This is a genomic window from Streptomyces argenteolus (assembly GCF_042902585.1).
GTDB classification, from domain to species: Bacteria; Actinomycetota; Actinomycetes; order Streptomycetales; family Streptomycetaceae; genus Streptomyces; species Streptomyces argenteolus.
The window spans coordinates 74,372-95,111 of the sequence record NZ_JBIBEG010000002.1 but is presented as its reverse complement, the minus strand read 5'-3'; the positions used below and the strand labels follow the sequence as shown (position 1 = coordinate 95,111).

The following is a 20,740-nucleotide window of genomic DNA, read 5'->3' as shown; positions in this document are numbered from 1 at the left end:
CTGCGGCGGCGGTTGTCGGCGATGGGGATGACCGGTCGTGCGGGGGACGGCGCGGTGCTCACCGGACGTCTCCCTCGTGCGCCTGGACGCCACCCGCTCCGGGGGCGGCCTGGTGCGGGATGCGCGCTTCCGCGTCCTCCGGGGCGGTGGCCGCGGCCTCCGCGGTCGCCTCCCGGCCGGCGACGACCTCGCGTACGGCGTCGAGCACACCCCGGTAGCCGGAACACCGGCAGAGGTTGCCGCACAGCGCCTGGCGCGTCTCCAGCTCGCTGGGGGCGTGGTTGCCCTCCAGAAGGTCGTGGACGGTCATGGCCATCCCGGGGATGCAGAAGCCGCACTGGACGGCTCCGCACTCGGCCAGCGCCCGCTGGACGTCGGAAGGTTCGCCGTCCACGGCGAGGCCCTCGACCGTACGGACCTCGCTGCCCGCTGTGGTGGCGGCGGGGACGAGGCAGGACGCCACCAGACGGCCGTCGACCTGGACGTTGCAGGCACCGCATTCGCCCTGGGAGCAGCCGTCCTTGGCGCCGGCGAGACCGAGGCGTTCCCGGAGCACGTACAGGAGCGACTCGCCGATCCAGGCGTCGCTGACGGGGCGGTCCGCGCCGTTCACGTGCAGGACGTACGAGACGGAGGGGTGCTCACTCGCCGTGTCCGGGGGCAGGACGGCGGCGGGGTCGCCGGTGAGCGGGAGGGCGGGCTCGGCGGCGGTCTCCTCGACGGCCTCCGGGAGGTGGCCGTCCTCCGGAACGTGACCGACCTCGGGAGCGTGAGCGTCCTCCGGGACGTGACCCGCCTCAGGAGCGTGAACGTCCTCCAGGACGTGACCCGCCTCAGGAGCGTGAACCGCCTCCGGGGCGGGTGCGGGCTCCCCGGCGGGCGGCTCGGGGGCGGCTTCCGCCGTCGCGGCGGCCGTCCCCGGCTCGACGGCGCCCTCCTGGGGCTCTGGGACCTCCAGGACGTCCTGGGCCTCCGGGACGTCCACGAGAGGCGCCGGAACGTCCGTGTAGGCCTCCGTGTAGGCCTCCTGGGCCTCCGCGGCCCGGTCCTCGGGTCCCTGGGCGAACGCCTCCTGGGTCCCGGGCCCGGGCTCGCCGGCAGGGTCCTCGGACTCGGCCGGCACGAAGGGCTCGGCCGGCACGAAGGGCTCGGGCACCGGTTCGGGCTCGGGCGCCGGGTCCTGCGTCGCCCAGGGGGCGGGCGCACCGCCCGGGAGGGTGGCCGGGGCCGATTCCGCGTACCACGGGGCGGCGAGCGCCGAGGCGGCGAACTCGCCCGACTCCTCCGGGAGGTCGCCGTGCGCCACGGGGATCGTCCACTGGCCGGTGTGCCCGGCGGGCTCCGGCAGCGGTTCGGGCTCGGGCTCCGCCGGGGGAAGGCTCTCGGTGAAGTTCCACTGGGCCGTCGTGGACGAGGTCCGGCCGTACTGCGAGGTGTCCGGGTAGGGCTGCTGGTAGGGCTCGGGCTGCTGGTTCGGGTCGGGCCAGTGGACCGCGTCCGGGGCGGGCTCGGCGCTCGTGGAGTGGCCGGCCGCGCGCTCCTGCTGGCTCTGGGTCTGCAGGACCCAGCTGCCGGTCGCGGAGGGATCGAGGCCGGCGGCCGGGGTCAGCGGCAGGATCATCGGCGGTACGTAGCCGTGGCCCGGCGCGGCGAGCGGGTCGTTCCCGAGGTTGGCGAGGTCCTCCGGGGCGAGGTGGACGAAGGCGGTCGCCTCCGCGTCGTACTCACCGCCCTGGGGGGTCGGCTGCCAGCCCCCGTACGGGTCGGGCTGCCCGTGCTGCTGCTCGGGGTTCTCTTCATTGCTCACGACAGTGCCCTCCCCAGTGCGCGTCGGGCGAGCGCGGCGACGGTGCGCCGCAGGTGCAGTACGGCGGGTGACAGCGGGGGTGCCTCTCCCCCGTCGTCCGGTGGTGCGTGGTCGGGGATGCAGGCGGCCGCGACGTACTCGCCGAAGGCGGCCAGCGCGTCGGGGGCCAGGCCCCGTTCGCCGTCCCAGTCGATGAGGGAGGCGATCCAGCGTTCCGCCTCCAGGGGCCGCAGCGGCATCGGGGCGATCGCGCCCACCGCGCAGCGCACCCCGCGCCGGGCCGGGTCGAGGACGATCGCGACGGAGGCGGTGGCCCGGCCCGGGCCGGTGCGGCCGGTCGCCTTGAGGAAGACCTGGGGGGCGTGCAGGAGCGGCACCCGGACGAAGCCGATCAGCTCCGCGGGTTCGAGCATCTCGCGGCCTGCCAGCAGGTGCGAGACGGGGATCTCGCGGCGCGAGCCCTCGGCGCCCGCGATGACCAGCTCAGCCTCCAGGGCGGCCAGCACGGGCAGGGCGTCACCGGTCGGGGCGGCGGAGGCGATGTTGCCGCCGAGCGTGCCGGCGTTACGGATCTGCGGCGGCCCGGCGGCGCGGGCCGAGGCGGCGAGGGCGGGGATCAGGGCGGCGAAGTCGGGCCGCCCCATGCGCGCGTGGGTGAGACCGGCCCCGAGCAGGGCGTGGCCGTCCTGGTAGTGCCAGCCGCGCAGCTCGCTGATCCGGCTCAGGCCGACCAGCCCGGAGGGGCGCAGGAGGCCCTTGTTGACGGCGGCCATGAGGTCTGTGCCGCCCGCCACGGGAACGGCGGCAGGCATGGCGCGGAGAGCCGCCACGGCCTCGTCGAGCGAGGCCGGCAGCGTTACCGACCGCATCGCCTGCGGTGCGTGCGTGGTCAACCCAGCTGCCCCTTCCCGGTGTCCCGGCAGTCCCGCCTGTCCGCCGTACGGTACGTGCTCACGGCCGGGACGTGGCAACTCTGGCACATCTTCCGGGCCGGCCGGCGCGAGGGTCCGCGAAGGGTGTTTCCGTCCCCGACCAGGGGAAAAGTGAGCTTTGGGGCAGCTTCGGCCCCACGCACGAATTGCCACTCTTCAGCGAGTTCGTACGACTTATTCTGGCCCCCTGGTCCGGGCACGGAAGGCGGTCACACGGTCGGGGGCGGTCCCTCGATCGGACGACCCTGGACGCCCGGGCGGCGTTGCCACGGATGCGGGCCCGCCGGCGGGCGGTAGGCGACACCCAGGGCGTCGAGCCGGGCGTAGTGGGCGTTCATCCTGCGCTCGAAGTCGCCGAAGTCCCGCTCACCGGAGGCCGGGAGGCGGGACCAGGCGACCTCGGCGAAGGCGGCGAGCCTCGGGAAGACCTGGTAGTCGACGCGGGCCCTGTCCTGCATGACCTCGGTCCAGACGTTGGCCTGGGTGCCCATCACGTGCCGGGCCGCCTCCTCCGAGAGGCCGGGCGGCAGGGGCTCGAAGCGGTAGACGTCCTCCAGGGTGCGGACGTACCCGATGGGCATCGGCTCGTCGGGGCCGCCGTCCTGACGGTAGTCCAGGTACACCTGCTGCAAGGGGCACATCACCACGTCGTGCCCGGCCTCGGCGGCGGCGATCCCGCCCGCGTAGCCGCGCCACGACGTCACGGCCGCGCCCTCGGCGAGGCCGCCCTCCAGGATCTCGTCCCAGCCGATGAGGCGGCGGCCCCGGTCCGTCAGCCAGCGGTCGAAGTGCCGGATGAACCAGGACTGGAGTTCGTCCTCGTCGGCCAGGCCGAGTTCGGCCATGCGGGCCTGTGCCGCCGGCGACGCCTTCCACTGGTCCTTGGGGCATTCGTCGCCCCCGACATGGATGAACGGCGACACGTCGGCGGGGAAGAGGTCGAGCAGTTCCTCGAAGACCCCTTCGAAGAAGCGCAGGGTGGTGTCGGTGGGGGCGAGTACGTTCGGGTTGACCCCCCAGGTGTCCCACACGGAAAGCGCGGAGGTGTCGATGACGTCGGTGTTGCCCAGCTCCGGATACGCGCTGATGGCTGCCTGCGAGTGGCCCGGGATGTCGATTTCGGGGACGACGCGGATATGCCGCTCGGCGGCGTACGCCACGATCTCGCGGATGTCGTCCTGGGTGTAGAAGCCGCCGTGCGGTGTCTCGTCCCACAGTTCCGAGGCGCGGTGGCCGTGTTTGGTGCGTGCGCGCCAGGCGCCCGTCTCCGTGAGCCGGGGGTGGCGCTTGATCTCGACGCGCCATCCCTGGTCGTCGGTGAGGTGGAAATGGAAGACGTTCAGTTTGTGGGCCGCCAGCAGATCGAGCATGCGCAGCACGTCGTCCTTGGGCATGAAGTGCCGTGCCACGTCGAGCATCAGCCCGCGCCAGCCGAAGCGGGGGCCGTCCTCGATCTCCGTGTACGGGACGCCCGGCCGCGTACCGGGGCTGACGGGCGCGCGGCGGAACGCCTCGGGGCCCAGGAGCTGACGCAGGGTCTGCGCGCCCCAGAACACCCCGGCCGCGCTCCCACCGGTGATGCGCACGCCCCAGGTGGGCGACACGCCCAATCGGTATCCCTCCGGCTCCAGGGAGGGATCGATACGCAGCTCGACGGTGTTCCCGCCCTCGTCCGTCCCGGGGGCGAGCGGCAGTCCGAAGGCGGCCTGGAGGGTGGTGCGCAGCCAGCGCTCCGTGCCCTCGGTGCCGGGGCCCGCGGTGAGCGTGGTGGCGGCGTCCAGGACGAACCCGCACCTTCCGGGGTCACCGGTGTGCAGGGGCGCCGGGATCAGTTCGTGCATGTCAGTCCTTCACCGCTCCGCCGAGTCCGGAGACCAGGCGCCGCTGTACGAGGACGAAGAAGACCAGGACGGGAACGGTCATCACCGTCGAGGCCGCCATGATCCCTCCCCAGTCGTTCTCGTCGGGTTTGAAGAAGACCAGCAACGCCATGGGCAGCGTCGACTGGGAGGTGTCGCTGATGATGAACGATTTCGCGAACAGGAAGTCGTTCCAGGTCGAGATGAAGGAGAAGACACTCGTCGCCACGAGGCCGGGGAAGACCAGGGGGAAGAGGATCTGCCACAGGAAACGGGTACGGCTCGCGCCGTCGATGTAGGCGGCCTCCTCCAGCGCGTCCGGGACGGCTTTCACGAAGCCGCGCAGCATCCAGATCGCGAAAGGCAGCGAGAAGGCGAGGTGCGGCAGGATCAGCGATCCCAGGGTGTTCAGCTGGCCGAAGTCCCGCATCAGGAAGAACAGCGGGATGGTCAGCGCCTCGACCGGCACCATCTGCGCCACGAGAAACATGATGAGCAGGGTCGTGCGGAACCTGAAGCGGAATCGGGTGACGGCCGTCGCGGCGAGGAAGGCGATCAGCGCGGAGGTGATGACGACGGTGCCGGCGACGATCAAACTGTTGAGGAAGTAGCGGCCGAATTCCTGCTGTTCGAAGACTCTGCGGAACGAGTCGAGGGAGGGCGCCAGGGTCCAGGGGCGCGCCTCGGTGGACTGGACCTCCCCCGCGGGCTTGAAGGCGGAGAGCACCATCCAGTACAGCGGGAAGGCGACGACGACGGCGATGAGCAGGGCCGCGGCCTCCGCCGCCAGCCTTCCCGGCCGACGGACCCGCAGAAGCGTGCGTGCGCTCACAGTTCCTCCCCCTGGCGCCGTACGAGGCGCAGATAGACCAGCGTGACGGCGAGCAGGATCACCAGCATCACGACGCCGATCGCCGACCCGAGGCTGTACTGCGAGGACGCGAACGCCTTCTGGTACGCGTACACGTTGAGCACGAGGTTCTGGCCGGCGATGCCGCCGCCGTTGGTCATGACGTAGATCTGGGTGAAGACCTTGAAGTCCCAGATGACCGACTGGATGGTGACGACGACCAGGATCGGCCGCAGCATCGGAGCCATGACCGAACGCCAGATCCGCCACTGCGAGGCGCCGTCCAGCGAGGCCGCCTCCAGCACCTCGGCGGGGATGGCCCGGATGCCCGCGTACACGGTCACCATCACGAACGGGAACGAGCACCAGAGCACTTCGAGGAGCACCAGGGCGAAGGCGCTGTAGCGCCCGTAGGTCCAGGAGAAGTCGCCGAGCCCCAGGACCTTGTTGACCGGGCCGAAGTCCGGGTCGAAGAGGAAGACCCAGACGGTGGAGCCGGTGATCGCAGGGGTCGCCCAGGCGCCCAGCGCGGCCATCATGAGCGCGAGCCGGGGCAGGGCGCGGATCCTGGTCAGCAGGACGGCAAGGGCGCAGCCGGTGAACAGGGTGGCGAGCACGCAGGCCGTCGCGAAGAGCACGGTGGCGAGGAGCACCTGCCAGAACTGGCCGTCGCCGAAGAGCGTGGTGTAGTTGCCGAAGCCCTGGAAGGTGGTGGGTTCGCCGCCGCTGACCTGGGCCTGGGTGTACTCCAGGAACGAGATCAGGCCCAGCTGGTAGATCGGGTAGACGAGGAGTCCGCCGAGCAGGACGAGCGCGGGCAGCAGATAGAGCCAGGGGGTCCAGCCGGAGCGCCGCGCGGGGGATGCCGGGCGGCGCCGGGGCGCGCGGACCGTGGTCCCGCCCGCCCCGGACCGCCCGGGTGCCTTGTGCAGTGTGGTGTCCGCGGTCATCGTCAGCCCGCTTCGGCGAACGCCGCGTCCATCTTCTTCGCCGCGTCGTCCGAGGCGGCGTCCACGTCCTTACGGCCGCTGACGATCTCCTGGAACATGGTCGGCAGGACCAGTGAGGCGTCGATCTGGCCCCAGGCCGGGGAGGCGGGGACGAACTTCGCGCCCGCACCGAGCGTCTCGACGAAGGGCCCGACGAAGGGCTCCTTCTCCGCGGCGCTGTCCAGTACGTCCGTGTAGGTCGGCAGGAAGCCCATCGCGTCGAACATCTTCGCCTGGGTCTTCTTGCCGGTCAGCGCCTTCATCAGGTCGACCGCCAGGGTGCGGTGCGAACTGCTCTTGAGAACGCCGATGTTGTTGCCGCCGGCGAACGCGGGGGCGATCGTGCCCTCCTTCACACCGGGCAGCGGCACGACCGCGTACTTGCCCTTCACGGTGCCCGCCTCGACGGCCGCGTGGCTGAAGTCGCCGCCGATCGCCATGGCCGCCTTGCCGGACGCGAAGGCGGTGACCGTCGCGTTGCCGCCCATGGCCGCGCACTTGGCGGCCGGGCAGTTGTCGTCCCCGAAGAGCGAGGTGTAGGCCTCGATGCCCTCGCGGGCCTTCCCGCTGTTGATGGCGGCCTTGTAGGTCACCCCGGTCTCCTCGGCCAGTTCGCCGCCCCGCGCCCAGATGAACGGCATCGCGCCGTACGTGTACGCGCCGCCGACCGCGAGGCCGTAGAGGTCCGGCTTCTCCTGGTGGATCTTCCGGGCGGTGGAGATCAGCTCGTCCTGGGTCTTCGGGGGCTCGATGCCGAGCTCGTCGAAGACGTCGGTCCGGTAGTAGAGCGCCCGTACGCCGACGAAGAGCGGGGCCCCGTAGACCTTGCCGCCGACCGTCACGGACTGCTTGGCGGTCGGGTCGGTGTCCTTGGCCTCGTCCCAGGCCGCGAACTCCTCGCTGACGTCCGCGAGTCCGCCGTCCTTCACGTAGCCGGCGGTGTCGGTGTTGCCGTACTCGATGAGGTCGGGCGCGCTCTTGGGGTCGTTGAAGGCGGCCTTGATGCGCTGGGCGCGGGTGTCGACCGGTATGTACTCGATCTCCACGTCGGCGCCCTTGTGGGACTTCTCGAAGTCGGCCACCGCGGCGTCGACGACCTTCTCCTTGGGCTTGTTGCCGACCTCCTGGAAGAGCCAGACGCGGAGGGTGCCGGACTTCTCGTCCCCCTTCGCGCCGGTGTCGGAGGTCTGCGGCGCGCAGGCGGTGGCGGTGAGTCCCGCCAGCACAAGAGCCGCGGCCGGGGCGGCAATTCGGGCAGAAAGCTTCATCCGGAACCCCTACCGATCAGTCGTTGCAGCATGTGCAACAGGCATTTCGTTCTGCACAACTGGCAGGAGACTAAGGGCGTGTCCGCACGCCGACAAGTGGTCTCAACCACTCTGTGACCACGCGGTGCAGCCCGTGCAACGCGCCGGGCCGCCGTCGCCCGTGACCGCACCCCCACCCACGCCCCCCACCGGGAGCGTCAGGGCATACGAAGGCCCCCGGGGCCGCACGTCGCCGTGCGCCCCGGGGGCCTTGAGTCCGGAGGGAGCTGGAGGAGGGGGAGTGCGGACGGTGGGAAAAGAGGTGGCGGGCGGGCTACTTCTTGCCGCCGCCGCCCTTGCCGTCCTTGCCACCCTTGCCCTTGTCGCCACCGGCGCCCATGGACTCGTAGATCTCCTTGCACATGGGACAGACCGGGTACTTCTTGGGGTCGCGCCCCGGAACCCAGACCTTGCCGCAGAGGGCGACCACGGGAGTGCCCTCCAGGGCGCTCGCCATGATCTTGTCCTTCTGGACGTAATGGGCGTAGCGCTCGTGGTCGCCGTCGCCGTTCGACACCTGCGGCGTCGGCTCTACGAGGGTCCCCGTACCTGCCCCGCGCTCGGGCTCAAGAGTGCTCATAACTGCCAAGCGTACTGAAAGCTCCGGGCATCAGTTCAGCGAAGGGTCGTCCGGATACGTCGCGATCATCGCCAGTTCGCTCCGCTGGCGCCGCAGAACCGCCCGCCAGAGGCTTTCGGGGCGGGGCGAGGAGACGTCACCGGGCTCCGACTCCACCACGTACCAGGCGCCGTCCGTGAGCTCCGCCTCCAGCTGCCCGGGTCCCCAGCCCGCGTACCCGGCGAAGATCCGGAGCGAGCCGAGGGCCGCGGCCAGCAGCTCGGGGGGCGCCTCCAGGTCCACCAGGCCGATCGCGCCGTGCACCCGGCGCCAGCCCAGGGGGCCCTCGTCCCCGGGGATCACCGCCACACCCAGCGCCGAGTCGAGCGAGACGGGCCCGCCCTGGAAGACCACGTCCGGCTCACCCGCCAGCCCGGCCCAGGACGCGAGGATGTCCCCGACGCCGACCGGGGTCGGGCGGTTGAGGACCACACCGAGCGAGCCCTCCTCGTCGTGGTCGAGGAGCAGCACCACCGCGCGGTCGAAATTCGGGTCCGCAAGGGCGGGTGCGGCCACGAGCAGCCGCCCTGTGAGCGAGGACACCTCCGTCATGGCACAGATGATCCCGCATCTTCGCCCTGCGCGGGGACCGGGTGAGCCGCCCGGTCACCCCGCGCGCCCCCGCGCAGCTCAGGGCGTACGGAAGCGGCGGGGAGGCACACGGGGCGCACGAGCGGCGAGCTCACGGACCGCCTCTGCGGACGGTAACCCTCCGCAAGGCCCGGGGAGCAGAACGTGTTGTGGCGGTTCCCTGACGTCCGTACGCCCCCCGGCACCTTACGGAAGGGGGGTGCGGGGCCATTACCCTTTTGTTGGCCCCCTGCCCGACCACTCCGGAACGCGAGATACATGACCGGCACAGACGATGTCCTGCTTGTCCACGGCGGCACCCCGCTGGAGGGCGAGATCCGCGTCCGAGGCGCCAAGAACCTGGTGCCGAAGGCAATGGTCGCCGCGCTGCTCGGCAGCGGGCCCAGCCGGCTCCGCAACGTGCCCGACATCCGCGACGTGCGGGTGGTCCGGGGGCTGCTGCAGCTGCACGGCGTGACCGTCCGGCCCGGTGACGAGCCGGGCGAGCTCATCCTCGACCCGTCGCACGTCGAGAGCGCCAACGTCGCTGACATCGATGCCCACGCGGGCTCGTCGCGCATCCCGATCCTCTTCTGCGGCCCGCTGCTGCACCGCCTGGGCCACGCCTTCATCCCCGGCCTCGGCGGCTGCGACATCGGCGGCCGGCCGATCGACTTCCACTTCGAGGTGCTCCGCCAGTTCGGCGCGACCATCGAGAAGCGGGCCGACGGCCAGTACCTGGAGGCCCCGCAGCGGCTGCGGGGCACGAAGATCCGGCTGCCGTACCCGTCGGTGGGCTCCACCGAACAGGTGCTGCTGACCGCCGTCCTCGCCGAGGGCGTCACCGAGCTGTCCAACGCGGCCGTCGAGCCGGAGATCGAGGACCTCATCTGCGTACTGCAGAAGATGGGCGCGATCATCTCCATGGACACCGACCGGACCATCCGGATCACGGGTGTCGACCGGCTGGACGGTTACACCCACCGGGCGATCCCGGACCGCCTGGAGGCTGCCTCCTGGGCGTCGGCGGCGCTGGCGACCGAGGGCAACATCTACGTGCGCGGTGCCCAGCAGCGCTCGATGATGACCTTCCTGAACACCTACCGCAAGGTCGGCGGCGCCTTCGAGATCGACGACGAGGGCATCCGCTTCTGGCACCCGGGCGGCGCGCTGAACGCCATCGCCCTGGAGACGGACGTGCACCCCGGCTTCCAGACCGACTGGCAGCAGCCTCTCGTAGTGGCCCTGACGCAGGCCGCCGGCCTGTCGATCGTCCACGAGACGGTCTACGAGTCCCGGCTCGGCTTCACCTCGGCGCTCAACCAGATGGGCGCGCACATCCAGCTCTACCGCGAGTGCCTCGGGGGCTCCGACTGCCGTTTCGGGCAGCGGAACTTCCTGCACTCGGCGGTCGTGTCGGGCCCCACGAAGCTCCAGGGCGCGGATCTGGTCATCCCGGACCTCCGCGGCGGGTTCTCCTACCTGATCGCCGCCCTGGCGGCCCAGGGGACGTCCCGGGTCCACGGCATCGACCTGATCAACCGCGGCTACGAGAACTTCATGGACAAGCTGGAGAAGCTCGGCGCGAAGGTCGAACTGCCGGGCGGTTCACTCGTCTGACGTCCGCCCGACGCGCTCCGGCGCGCGCACAGTGCTGCCGCACACAGCATTGCGCCTCCGCACCACAGTCCGCCGCCCCGGCCCCTCCCAGGGACCGGGGCGGCGGACTGTCCGCGTCTCCGGGCACCCGTGGGCGGCGGCCCGTCCGCGTCTCCCGTGCGGGCCACCCGCCCTGCCGCGCACACGGGGCGGCATCGGCACGGCCGCAGGAGCCGCTGAGCGCCCGTACAGCGCCGAACACACCGGGGGGCCTCTCCCCCGCCCGCTCCAGGGCCCGGGGCGCCACAGCCCGCCTCACAGCGCCCGCACGGCCGCACGGCTCCGGTGGTGCGGGCTCCCGGAAGAGCCCGGGCATGCCGAAGGGCGGCCGTCCTGGTCGGGACGGCCGCCCTTCTTGCTGCCTAGGGGGCCTTACTTGCCCTTGGCGGCTTCCTTGAGCTTCGAGCCCGCGGAGACCTTCACGCTGTAGCCGGCCGGGATGTTGATCGGGTCGCCGGTCTGCGGGTTACGAGCGGTGCGAGCGGCACGGTGGGTGCGCTCGAAGGTCAGGAAGCCGGGGATGGTGACCTTCTCGTCGCCCTTGGCGACGATCTCGCCGACGGTCTCGGCGAGGGCGGCCAGAACGGCGTCGGCGTCCTTGCGGGTCACCTCGGCACGGTCGGCCAGGGCGGCCACCAGCTCACTGCGGTTCATGTTGTTACTCCCGTGTTCTTCTTGCCTGTGAGGCGTGAGATCGAAGCCGATGCTGCCAGGGCCCTCTGACAGCCCCCGGACCCGGGTCTGATGTCAGACCCTCGCGCCCGAATACGCATCCTGCCCCCACCTGCGGCGCTAACGCCAATCCGGAACCTCTCGACGTCACACGAAAAGCACCACCGAATGCCTGTGATGACGTTCCGTCGACTTGTTGGAGCGGTCCGCAGCGGATGCCGGGCCTGTGGGGCTCGCTGCCCGCCCACCCTAAAGGGGCGTTTGGGACGCCGCGACCCGCGACGCGCCGTACGGCGCGCCCCGGCGTGAGGTACGGCACCGTCCGTGGGGGCCGTGGCCGGCCCCCACGGACGGCGTGCGACAGGGCCGTCGACGGACAAGTACCTTACGCGGGGTCCGCCGCGGCCTCGGCGACCCCCGCGGCCTTCGCGGCCTCCCGCACCGCGCCGGCCACGGCGCCCGCGACCTTGTCGTTGAAGACCGACGGGATGATGTAGTTCGCGTTCACCTCGTCCTCGGCCACCACGTCGGCGAGGGCGCGCGCGGCGGCGAGCATCATCTCCGTGTTGACGGTGCGGGACTGAGCGTCCAGCAGGCCGCGGAAGACACCCGGGAAGACCAGGACGTTGTTGATCTGGTTCGGGAAGTCGGAGCGGCCGGTGGCCACAACTGCCGCCGTCTCACGGGCGATTGCCGGGTCGACCTCGGGGTCCGGGTTCGCCAGCGCGAACACGATGGCACCCTTGGCCATGGCCGCGACGTCGGTGCCGTCCAGGACGTTGGGGGCCGAGACGCCGATGAAGACGTCGGCGCCGACGACGGCCTCCTTGAGGGTTCCGGTGACGCCCTCGGGGTTGGTGTTGTCGGCGATCCAGCGCAGCGGCGAGTCCGGGGTGGCGTCCACCAGGTCCTCGCGGCCCGCGTGCACCACACCGTGGATGTCGGCGACGACCGCGTGCTTGACGCCGGCGGCGATGAGCAGCTTCAGGATGGCCGTGCCGGCCGCGCCGGCGCCCGACATGACGACCCGTACGTCGCCGACCGCCTTGCCGACGACCCGCAGCGCGTTGGTCAGCGCCGCCAGGACGACGATGGCGGTGCCGTGCTGGTCGTCGTGGAAGACCGGGATGTCCAGCGCCTCACGCAGCCGCGCCTCGATCTCGAAGCAGCGGGGGGCGGAGATGTCCTCCAGGTTGATCCCCGCGAAGCCGGGGGCGATCGCCTTCACGATGGAGACGATCTCGTCGGTGTCCTGCGTGTCCAGGCAGATCGGCCAGGCGTCGATGCCGGCGAAGCGCTTGAACAGGGCCGCTTTGCCCTCCATGACGGGCAGCGAGGCCATCGGGCCGATGTTGCCGAGGCCGAGCACCGCCGAGCCGTCCGTGACCACCGCGACGGAGTTCCGCTTGATGGTCAGACGGCGGGCGTCCTCGGGGTTCTCGGCGATCGCCATGCAGACCCGGGCCACGCCCGGCGTGTAGATCATCGAGAGGTCGTCACGGCTGCGGATGGGGTGCTTGGACGCCATCTCGATCTTGCCGCCGAGGTGCATCAGGAACGTACGGTCGGAGACCTTGCCGAGGACGACGCCCTCGATGTCGCGCAGGCCCTCGACGATCTCGTCCGCGTGCGAGGTGGACGAGGCGGCGATCGTGACGTCGATCCGCAGCTTCTCGTGGCCGGAAGCGGTCACGTCGAGGCCGGTAACCGAGCCACCGGAGGACTCCACGGCCGTGGTGAGCTGGGAGACCGCTGTGCCACTCGCGGGCACCTCCAGCCTGACCGTCATCGAGTACGAGACGCTGGGCGCCGTTGCCATGGCCGAGTCCTTCGCTTTCCTGAGCTTCATTGCCGCACGCGGACGGGGCCAGGCCCCGCACGTGCGTTCCGATCGTCGCACCTACCGACCGGTAGCAGGTAATGACTGCCACCTTTCGGAAACTTTTTTCCACCATACGAGAAGTAGGCGTCTCGCGTAACCCCGGTGGGCCCGGAAGGTGTGCCGAGGACGGGACGGACGGCCCGGCGAACGCGGGGCGGACGGGCGGCTGCGGGAGACGGTGGCCGGGGGAAGGCGCCCGTGGAGACGGACCGCGGGAAGGGCGCACCGGGAAGACGGCCCCACACGAACAGACCCGCGCCACCAACAGGTGACGCGGGTCTGTCTTCGTACGGTCAGGTGACACCGGCCCGCCATGCTCGCCTCGCGGCAAGTGGTCGCTCGTAGCGACGAAGGTTGGGCCCGGGGGCTTGGATCGAGCCGGTGTCTCCACCAGGCTAACAAACACCCCGGAGAAGTGATTCCTGTGCGACGTGTTGACTCGGCAAAGAACCGCGCCCGGGCGCGGTCGCGGCCCCCGGCAGGTGCCGCCGGGGTCCGTCCCTCAGTCCCTCAGCAGGTCCGGAACACCCTGCTCGTCCGGCATGTCACGCTCCCCGGAGACCACGGTCAGCTGCTGCGTCGCACGGGTGAGGGCCACGTACAGCACCCGCAGCCCGGCCGGGGACTCGTCGGCGATCTCCGCGGGGGAGACGACCACGGTCGCGTCGTACTCCAGGCCCTTCGCCTCCAGGCTTCCCAGCGCCACCACCCGCTCGCCGAGCTCCGCCAGCCAGCCACGGGCCTCCGTACGGCGGTCCATCGCGACGACGACGCCCACCGTGCCGTCCACCGCCGCGAGCAGCCTGCGCGCCTCCTCGCGGACCGTCGTGGCGAGGTCCCCGTCCCGCACCGTCTCGAAGCGCGGGCGCACCCCCGTCGAGCGGACCGCCGCCGGTGACTCCATCCCGGGCATGGCCAGGGCCAGCACCTTGGCCGCCAGCTCGGCGATCTCCGCCGGGTTGCGGTAGTTCACGGTGAGCGTGAAGCGGCGCCTGGGCCGGTTGCCGAGCGCCTCGTCACGGGCCGCCGCCGCCTCGTCCGGATCGGACCAGGAGGACTGCGCCGCGTCGCCGACGACCGTCCACGTGGCGTGCCGCCCCCGGCGGCCGACCATCCGCCACTGCATCGGCGTCAGGTCCTGCGCCTCGTCGACGATCACGTGGGCGTACTCCGTACGCTCCGCCGCCAGCCGCTCGGCCCGCTCGCGCTGGGTCTCCTCGCGCTGCGGCATGAGCTCCTCCAGCCCCGTGAGCTGGTCCAGCGGGTCGTACTCACGCTTCCGCTTCGGCCGCGCGGGGGTGCCCAGCAGGGTCTGCAACTCGTCCAGGAGTGCCACGTCGTGGACGGAGAGGGGGCCCTTGCCGTCCTCGCCGAGCCGCTTGAGCGACCGGGCGAGCCGGCGCACCTCGCCCTGGTTGAGGATGCGGCGCGCCCACCGGTTCAGCCGCCGCTCGTCGGCCATCGCGGCCAGCACCCCGCGCGGGGTGAGCTCGGGCCACCAGGCGTCCAGGAACGCGAGGAACGGGGTCTCGGTGGAGACGTCGTCGTCGAAGGAGGAACGCAGCTCCGCGACCAGCTCCGGGTCGGTGTAGCGGCCCCGGCCGGAGGACTTGCTCCACAGCGCGTCCAGGAGCAGTTTGCGGGCGCGGGGGCGCAGCAGGTTGACCGGGGCGGTGCCGCCCAGGACGTTGTGCCGGATGCGGCGGAGTTCCTCGGCGTCGAGCTCGACCCGGGCGCCGAAGGCCACCACCCGCAGCAGGGTCGGGGTGCCCGCCGGTGCCGGTGCCGGCTCCTCCCCGAACTCCAGCTGGCCCTCCTGTGCCGTGGGCCGGGGCGCGGGCTGTTCGAGCGCCCCCCGGGCCGCCTTGCGCAGCACGTGGAGCATCCGGGACGAGCCCTTGATCCGGGCGACGGCGGGCTCGTCGTACGTGGTCGCCCCCTCCGGCCCGGCGGCCTCGTCGGACAGGGACCCGACCGCGCGGATCGCCACCTGGCCCTCCTCGCCGAGCGAGGGCAGCACCCCTTCGGTGTAGGCGACCAGGAGAGGCGTGGGCGAGACGACCAGGATGCCGCCCGCGTACCGGCGCCGGTCCTGGTAGAGCAGGTAGGCGGCCCGGTGCAGGGCCACCGCCGTCTTGCCGGTGCCGGGACCGCCCGCCACCTCGGTGACGGACGCGGCGGGCGCGCGGATCACGAGGTCCTGCTCGGCCTGGATCGACGAGACGATGTCGCGCATGGTGTGGCTGCGCGCCTGGCCGAGAGCGGCCATCAGCGCGCCGTCGCCGATGACGGGCAGCCGGTCACCGCTCAGGTAGGCGGTCAGCTCGGGGCGCATCAGGTCGTCCTCGACCCCGAGGACCTTGCGTCCCTTGGAGCGGATGACCCGGCGGCGCACCACCCGGCCCGGGTCCTTCGGCGTCGAGCGGTAGAACGGCGCGGCGGCCGGCGCCCGCCAGTCGATCACCAGCGGCGCGTAGTCGGAGTCGAGCACTCCTATGCGGCCGATGTGGAGCGTCTCCGCGATCTCGGCGGTGTCGTCCTCCCGTACGGCGTCGTCGGCGGCCTCGACGGAGGTGAAGGCGCCGTCCGGGCCGCGTTCACCGTCCTTGCCGCGCAGCAGGTCGATCCGCCCGAAGAGGAAGTCCTCGAACTCGCTGTTCAGCCGGTTGAGATGGACACCGGCCCGGAAGACCTGGGCATCGCGCTCGGCGAGGGCCCCGGGAGTCCCGACCTGGCCCCGTTTGCTGGCGTCCTGCATGAGAAATTCCGCCTCGTCGATCTTCTCCTCGAGACGGCGGTAGACCCGGTCGAGGTGGTCTTGTTCGACCCCGATCTCCCGGTCCCGCAACGAATCGACAGCGGCATCCTGCGCGGCCACCGAGGCCCCCTTCTGACGTGCACTGGGCAGCCGTCAACCGTACGCGAAAGGGGGCCCCGAGCGCACCTGCCGCCGGGATCGCGTCAGTGACGTTCGTCCGGACGGTAAATCCCTACGCGTCGATCTCCACCAGCCGCTCGCCGTCGAAGGTGCGTACCTCGAAGTGATCGATGTCGCCGCGTGCCATCGCGGCTCCCCCGTGCACGTACAGCGGGTCGCGTGCGGCGGCGTGGGCCGAGTCGCCGATGCCGTACCCCCATTTCGGGACGGACCAGGAGGTGACGACCTCTTCCTCACCGCTTCTGGACACGGCGACCAGACTGCACTTCTGCGGGCCCTTGACGTTCTTCAGCTCCAGGACCGTGTGCGTGCCCCACGCCTTGGGCTCCATGCCGACCGTGGCGTCGACCCGCGTGACCGGATCGCTCGCCCGCACCTTCTCCGGCATGTGGTGGAAGAACGCGTCCTCCGCGGGGCTCGTGGGGTGCGGGTCGGCCGCCTCGACCCGCCCGCGCGTGTCCTCCGCGCCGGTGGCGGTCACCGCGACGACCGGTCCGCCGATGACCAGGACCGCCGCCGCGGCGATCAGGAGGCGGCTGCGCCGGCGGCGCTGCGACCGCTTCCGCGCGACCTCGTCGACCAGCTCCCCCAGGACCCCGGGAGCGGGTGGCTCCGGGACGTAGGGGACGGGGCGGGCGCCGGGGCCGGCGGCCGGTGCCTGGGCGAGCATCGCCAGCATCGGCTCCATCCCGGCGAATTCGTCCAGGTGCGCCGCGCACGCGGGGCAGCCCGCCAGATGGGCCTCGAAGGCGCCGGCCTCGGCGTCGTCGAGGATGCCCAGCGCGTAGGCGGCGGCAGCGTCGTGCCCCGGGTCCTCGGCGGGGAACGCGAAGGGGTCGCCGGGCCCGCCCGGAGGACCGGAGGGGTTCCGGGGGCCGGCCGGCCCGGGGCCGAAGGGCTGCCACTCCTGGTCGCTCATGCCGTGATCCCCCTCTCCTCGAGTGCGAGCTTCATCGAACGCAGTGCGTAGAACACCCGGGACCGCACGGTCCCGCTGGGCACACCGAGGATCTCGGCCGCCTCGTTGACCGTACGGCCCTTGAAGTAGGTCTCGACCAAGGCTTCCCGGTGGGCCGGGGTCAAATCGTCGAGCGCGTCCGAGAGCGTCATCAGCCACAACGCCTTGTCGATCTCGTCCTCCGCGGGAATGACCTCCAGCGGCGACGGATCGACCTCGCGCGGCCGGGCCTGCCGGCTGCGGTGGCCGTCGATGACGATGCGCCGGGCGACCGTCACCAGCCAGGGGCGGACGGAGCCGGTGGCCCGGTTGAGCGAACCGGCGTTCTTCCAGGCACGGATGAGCGTCTCCTGCACCACGTCCTCGGCTCGCTGGCGGTCCCCCGCGACGAGCCGGAGGACGTAGGCGAGCAGCGGGCCCGCGTGCTCGCGGTAGAGCGCCCGCATGAGCTCCTCGTCCGGCACGTCCGAGGGCGGGCGCGGCGGTGCACTGCGATGTCGAGCCCTGTGCGGACGGTCATCGGCCACGGCCGCATCCTTGCGCACCCGAACCTCCCGGTCGAGACCCTGTCGAGCTCTGTGCCCATCGGTACGGGAGCGGGCGCCGGTTCATTCAGCCGGAGCGCGACTTTCTTTCCCGGCACGGACGTTCGCAGCGCCCGCGAGGGCTACGAGAGGGCCTTCACACGGCGCCGGTGGCGGGCCACCCGCTCCCGGTTGCCGCAGACCTCGCTGGAGCACCAGCGCCGCCGCAGCCCCCGGGAGGTGTCCAGGTAGAGCCTCCGGCAGGCATCGCCCTCGCAGCGGCGCAGCCCCGCCCGCGCCGCCGGATCCGTCAGCAGCTCCACCGCGTCCCTGGCCACCGCGGCGAGCAGTTCCCCGCACCCCGGGTCGGCGCTCAGCGCCCGTACGAGCACCCCGCCCTGCCCCCGCACGGCGCGCACGCCGGGGGGCGCCCCGGCCGCGAGGGCGTTGACCCGGTCCAGGGCGTGGTCGGCGGTGCCGCCGGTCAGCTGCGCCGTCATCAGCCGGTCGACGCCGCCGCGCAGTTCGCCGAAGCGAGCCACCCAGGTCTCGTCCACCGCTGCCAGGGCGGTGCCGTGCGGCACCAGCGGGGAGGCCGCCAGCCAGTCGGCGAGGCGGGCGGGACAGTCGAGCTGCTCGCACCCGCCGGAGGCCACCGCCCCCGTCGCCACCAGGTCCAGGCAGATCCGCCCGGAGTCGAACCGCCAGCCGTACGAACCCGCGCCCGCCGCCATGAGCCTGTCACCGCCTTGGGGGTCGCCTGTGGGGAGAGTCACCCCCAGAGTGCCCGCATCCCGCCCGGCCCGGAACCCCTGCGTTGTCGTACCGTTCCGGCATGAACGACGATGCCGCCACGCTGACGGCCGGGCCCCTGCTCCTGCGTCCGTGGCGGCGTGGGGACATACCGGCGCTGCTCGCGGCGTACGACGACCCCGCGATGCGGTACTGGCTGCGGACCCAGGTGCACGACGCCGGGGAGGCGGAGCGCTGGATGGCGGTCCAGGAGGAGGGCTGGGCGGACGGCAGCCGGTACAGCTTCGCCGTGACCGACACCGCCCGGGACGGGGAGATCGTCGGCAACCTCGCGCTGAACCGTCTCCCCGGCGCCCCGAGCGCCCAGGCCGGTTACTGGACGACGGCGTCGGCGCGCGGCCGCGGCGTGGCCACCGGGGCTCTCGGGGCGCTCACCGACTGGGCGTTCGCGCGGTTCGCCGAGGACGGCCTGCGACGCCTGGACCTGCTCCACGGGGCGGGCAACGAGGCGTCCTGCCGGGTCGCGGAGAAGTCCGGTTTCGCCCTGGCCGAGTCCGTCCCCGCCCGGTCGCCGCGCATGCCGCAGGGCGGCCACCGGCACTCCCGCACGGCACCGCTCAGACCTGCGGCGGGCCGTCGTGAAGGATGCGCTGGAACATCCGGTGGTCCTGCCACGCGCCGTTGATGTGGAGATAGCGCGGCGCCGTGCCGTACAGCTCGAACCCGCACTTGGCCAGCACCCGTTGGGAGGCCGCGTTGTCCAGGACCGTTCCGGCTTCGATCCGGTGCAGGCCGAGGACGTCCCTGGCCTCCTCGCAGACCCGGGTGACGGCGGCGGTGGCCAGGCCACGGCCCGCCAGGTCCACGTCGATCCAGTAGCCGAGCCGGGCGTTGCGGAACGGACCGCGCTCGATGGAGGCGAGCGTCATCGCCCCCACGACGCGGTCCTCCTCGTCGGCCAGCGCCCACGGCATCGCGCGCCCCGCGTCCCGGTCGGCCAGGAGCGCGGTCAGCCGCCGGGCCTGCCCCTCGGGGGTGTAGAAGGCATCGGGCCGCACGGGCTCCCAGCGGCGCATGTACGCGCGACTGCGGGTCAGGGCCCGGGCGAAGGAATCCGCGTCGCTCAGGGTCACGGGGCGCAGCCGGACATCTTCGGTCAGATGATGGACGTTGTCGGTCATCCGGGCACGGTATCGGCCCGTCAGGAACCGTCGTACTTGGTGTCCGCGGAGGGGTCCAGCGCCAGCCTGTAGCCGCGCTTGACCACCGTCTGGATCAGCCTCGGCACCCCCAGCGCCGTACGCAGCCGGGCCATCGCCGTCTCCACCGCGTGCTCGTCGGTCCCGCTGCCGGGCAGCGCCCGCAGCAGGTCGGCACGGGAGACCACCCAGCCCGGCTTGCGGGCCAGCGTGTGCAGGAGCGCCATGCCGGCCGGGGGCACCGGGCGCAGGGCTCCGTCGACCAGCACGGCGTGGCCACGGATCTCGACCTCGTGGCCGGCGACCGGGAGGGTGCGCGCGCGGGCCGGCAGCTGGGAACAGAGCACCTGGACGAGCGGCCCCAGCCGGAAGCGCTCCGGCTGGACGGTGTCGATGCCCTTGGCCTGGAGGGGCAGGGCCGTGACCGGGCCTACGCAGACGGTGAGGACGTCGTGGCTGAGCGCGGACAGCACCTCGGGCAGCATGCCGCGGGCCTCCGCCCGGTCGAGGTAGGAGGCGGCGGCGGGCGCACTGGTGAAGGTGAGGGCGTCCAGGCCGCGGGCGGCCGTCACGTCCAGCATGCGGTCGAGCGGGGCGATGTCCTCGGGCGGCATCCACCGGTACACGGGTACGCCGACGACCTCGGCGCCCGCCGCCCGGAGCGACTCCACGAAGCCCGGCAGCGGTTCGCCGTGCAGCTGGAGGGCGATCCGGCGGCCCTCCACCCCTTCGCCGAGCAGCCGGTCCAGGACCTCCGCCATCGACTCGGACTGCGGGGACCACGCCTCGGTGAGCCCGGCCGCCCGGATGGCGCCCTTGACCTTGGGGCCACGGGCCAGCAGTTCGACGCCGCGCAGCCGGTCGAGGAGTCCGTCGCCGATGCCCCAGCCGTCGGCCGCCTCCACCCAGCCCCGGAAGCCGATGGCGGTGGTGGCGATCACGACGTCGGGGGCGTTGCCGATCAGGTCCTTGGTGGCGGCGAGGAGCTCGCTGTCGTCCGCGAGCGGAACGATCCGCAGGGCGGGCGCGTGCAGGACCGCGGCACCCCGGCGCGTGAGGAGCGTCCCGAGCTCCTCGGCGCGACGGGCTGCGGTCACCCCGACCGTGAAGCCCGCGAGGGGCCCGTGCTGTGCGTCGTCGTCGTGCATGGCGATACCCGGCTCTCGTCCCGCTGTTGCTCGATGATGCGAAGGACCGAGAGTGTCAACCCTGCGTGACAGTC

At 72.2% G+C, this 20,740-nt stretch carries 18 protein-coding genes; 2 read left to right on the top strand and 16 right to left on the bottom strand.

The genetic code is table 11. The annotated features are described in order from the left end of the window. Positions 1–58: 58 nt before the first annotated feature. From ACFY8O_RS07020 to ACFY8O_RS06985, 8 genes are all read right to left on the bottom strand, one after another. Positions 59–1,807: a 2Fe-2S iron-sulfur cluster-binding protein gene (locus ACFY8O_RS07020; protein WP_387899752.1), complete on the bottom strand. Its 1,749-nt coding sequence runs from the start codon at positions 1,805–1,807 to the stop codon at positions 59–61. Next, a complete protein-coding gene (locus ACFY8O_RS07015; protein WP_387899750.1) occupies positions 1,804–2,700 on the bottom strand; it encodes an FAD binding domain-containing protein in 897 nt (298 codons plus the stop codon). The genes ACFY8O_RS07020 and ACFY8O_RS07015 overlap by 4 nt, the downstream gene beginning before the upstream one ends. A gap of 248 nt (positions 2,701–2,948) precedes the next feature. Then, positions 2,949–4,580 (bottom strand): beta-N-acetylhexosaminidase, encoded by a 1,632-nt coding sequence (locus ACFY8O_RS07010; protein ID WP_387899748.1) that lies wholly within the window; start codon positions 4,578–4,580, stop codon positions 2,949–2,951. 1 nt (position 4,581) lies between these two features. After that, a complete protein-coding gene (locus ACFY8O_RS07005; RefSeq protein ID WP_387899746.1) occupies positions 4,582–5,430 on the bottom strand; it encodes a carbohydrate ABC transporter permease in 849 nt (282 codons plus the stop codon). Further along, entirely contained in the window at positions 5,427–6,398 is a 972-nt protein-coding gene (locus tag ACFY8O_RS07000) for a carbohydrate ABC transporter permease (RefSeq protein WP_387899744.1), read from the bottom strand. Before ACFY8O_RS07000 ends, ACFY8O_RS07005 begins: the two co-directional genes overlap by 4 nt. A gap of 2 nt (positions 6,399–6,400) precedes the next feature. Beyond that, positions 6,401–7,705 carry an extracellular solute-binding protein gene (locus ACFY8O_RS06995; protein ID WP_387899742.1) on the bottom strand — a complete coding sequence of 435 codons (1,305 nt, stop codon included), beginning with the start codon at positions 7,703–7,705 and terminating at the stop codon, positions 6,401–6,403. Positions 7,706–8,018: 313 nt separating this feature from the next. Continuing rightward, the gene (locus tag ACFY8O_RS06990) at positions 8,019–8,324 is read right to left on the bottom strand and encodes a DUF3039 domain-containing protein (RefSeq protein ID WP_145801216.1); all 306 of its coding nucleotides are present in this window, start codon (positions 8,322–8,324) and stop codon (positions 8,019–8,021) included. A 30-nt stretch (positions 8,325–8,354) separates the two neighbouring features. Further along, the gene (locus tag ACFY8O_RS06985) at positions 8,355–8,915 is read right to left on the bottom strand and encodes a YqgE/AlgH family protein (RefSeq protein WP_387899740.1); all 561 of its coding nucleotides are present in this window, start codon (positions 8,913–8,915) and stop codon (positions 8,355–8,357) included. 297 nt (positions 8,916–9,212) lie between these two features. Here ACFY8O_RS06985 and murA point away from each other — a divergent pair, with 297 nt between their 5' ends. Beyond that, a complete protein-coding gene (murA, locus tag ACFY8O_RS06980; RefSeq protein WP_145801215.1) occupies positions 9,213–10,553 on the top strand; it encodes a UDP-N-acetylglucosamine 1-carboxyvinyltransferase in 1,341 nt (446 codons plus the stop codon). A 411-nt stretch (positions 10,554–10,964) separates the two neighbouring features. Here the strand turns inward: murA and ACFY8O_RS06975 are convergent, their stop codons facing one another. The 6 genes from ACFY8O_RS06975 to ACFY8O_RS06950 all read right to left on the bottom strand — a co-directional run bounded on the left by ACFY8O_RS06975 (position 10,965) and on the right by ACFY8O_RS06950 (position 18,300). After that, on the bottom strand, positions 10,965–11,246 hold the full coding sequence (locus ACFY8O_RS06975) for an HU family DNA-binding protein (protein ID WP_003968811.1): 282 nt from the start codon (positions 11,244–11,246) through the stop codon (positions 10,965–10,967). A gap of 403 nt (positions 11,247–11,649) precedes the next feature. After that, entirely contained in the window at positions 11,650–13,083 is a 1,434-nt protein-coding gene (locus ACFY8O_RS06970; protein WP_145801214.1) for an NAD-dependent malic enzyme, read from the bottom strand. Between the two features lie 565 nt (positions 13,084–13,648). Then, entirely contained in the window at positions 13,649–16,024 is a 2,376-nt protein-coding gene (locus tag ACFY8O_RS06965) for a HelD family protein (protein ID WP_145801213.1), read from the bottom strand. A 112-nt stretch (positions 16,025–16,136) separates the two neighbouring features. Beyond that, positions 16,137–17,003, bottom strand: a complete 867-nt coding sequence (locus ACFY8O_RS06960) for an anti-sigma factor family protein (RefSeq protein WP_387899737.1) — start codon at positions 17,001–17,003, stop codon at positions 16,137–16,139. Then, positions 17,000–17,587, bottom strand: coding sequence for a sigma-70 family RNA polymerase sigma factor (locus ACFY8O_RS06955; RefSeq protein WP_145801210.1), 588 nt, complete (start codon positions 17,585–17,587; stop codon positions 17,000–17,002). Before ACFY8O_RS06955 ends, ACFY8O_RS06960 begins: the two co-directional genes overlap by 4 nt. A 122-nt stretch (positions 17,588–17,709) precedes the next feature. Beyond that, complete coding sequence (locus ACFY8O_RS06950; protein ID WP_387901018.1) at positions 17,710–18,300, bottom strand: CGNR zinc finger domain-containing protein; 591 nt, start codon at positions 18,298–18,300, stop codon at positions 17,710–17,712. A 101-nt stretch (positions 18,301–18,401) separates the two neighbouring features. On the opposite strand from ACFY8O_RS06950, the gene ACFY8O_RS06945 reads away from it, so the two are divergent. Next, on the top strand, positions 18,402–19,004 hold the full coding sequence (locus tag ACFY8O_RS06945) for a GNAT family N-acetyltransferase (RefSeq protein WP_145801209.1): 603 nt from the start codon (positions 18,402–18,404) through the stop codon (positions 19,002–19,004). Here ACFY8O_RS06945 and ACFY8O_RS06940 read toward each other — a convergent pair. Together ACFY8O_RS06940 and ACFY8O_RS06935 are read right to left on the bottom strand one after the other, a co-directional pair. Beyond that, on the bottom strand, positions 18,937–19,500 hold the full coding sequence (locus tag ACFY8O_RS06940) for a GNAT family N-acetyltransferase (protein WP_145801208.1): 564 nt from the start codon (positions 19,498–19,500) through the stop codon (positions 18,937–18,939). The two genes, ACFY8O_RS06945 and ACFY8O_RS06940, sit on opposite strands and share 68 nt — an antisense overlap. A gap of 20 nt (positions 19,501–19,520) precedes the next feature. Further along, entirely contained in the window at positions 19,521–20,666 is a 1,146-nt protein-coding gene (locus tag ACFY8O_RS06935; RefSeq protein ID WP_387899734.1) for a uroporphyrinogen-III synthase, read from the bottom strand. Positions 20,667–20,740 lie beyond the last annotated feature (74 nt).

Excerpts from the sequence above, each read along its gene's own strand:
- ACFY8O_RS07010 (WP_387899748.1), bottom strand. The coding sequence starts at position 4,580 with ATGCACGAACTGATCCCGGCGCCCCTGCACACCGGTGACCCCGGAAGG.
- ACFY8O_RS07000 (WP_387899744.1), bottom strand. The coding sequence starts at position 6,398 with ATGACCGCGGACACCACACTGCACAAGGCACCCGGGCGGTCCGGGGCG.
- ACFY8O_RS06995 (WP_387899742.1), bottom strand. The coding sequence starts at position 7,705 with ATGAAGCTTTCTGCCCGAATTGCCGCCCCGGCCGCGGCTCTTGTGCTG.
- ACFY8O_RS06990 (WP_145801216.1), bottom strand. The coding sequence starts at position 8,324 with ATGAGCACTCTTGAGCCCGAGCGCGGGGCAGGTACGGGGACCCTCGTA.
- ACFY8O_RS06985 (WP_387899740.1), bottom strand. The coding sequence starts at position 8,915 with ATGACGGAGGTGTCCTCGCTCACAGGGCGGCTGCTCGTGGCCGCACCC.
- murA (WP_145801215.1), top strand. The coding sequence starts at position 9,213 with ATGACCGGCACAGACGATGTCCTGCTTGTCCACGGCGGCACCCCGCTG.
- ACFY8O_RS06975 (WP_003968811.1), bottom strand. The coding sequence starts at position 11,246 with ATGAACCGCAGTGAGCTGGTGGCCGCCCTGGCCGACCGTGCCGAGGTG.
- ACFY8O_RS06970 (WP_145801214.1), bottom strand. The coding sequence starts at position 13,083 with ATGGCAACGGCGCCCAGCGTCTCGTACTCGATGACGGTCAGGCTGGAG.
- ACFY8O_RS06960 (WP_387899737.1), bottom strand. The coding sequence starts at position 17,003 with ATGAGCGACCAGGAGTGGCAGCCCTTCGGCCCCGGGCCGGCCGGCCCC.
- ACFY8O_RS06950 (WP_387901018.1), bottom strand. The coding sequence starts at position 18,300 with ATGGCGGCGGGCGCGGGTTCGTACGGCTGGCGGTTCGACTCCGGGCGG.
- ACFY8O_RS06945 (WP_145801209.1), top strand. The coding sequence starts at position 18,402 with ATGAACGACGATGCCGCCACGCTGACGGCCGGGCCCCTGCTCCTGCGT.
- ACFY8O_RS06940 (WP_145801208.1), bottom strand. The coding sequence starts at position 19,500 with ATGACCGACAACGTCCATCATCTGACCGAAGATGTCCGGCTGCGCCCC.
- ACFY8O_RS06935 (WP_387899734.1), bottom strand. The coding sequence starts at position 20,666 with ATGCACGACGACGACGCACAGCACGGGCCCCTCGCGGGCTTCACGGTC.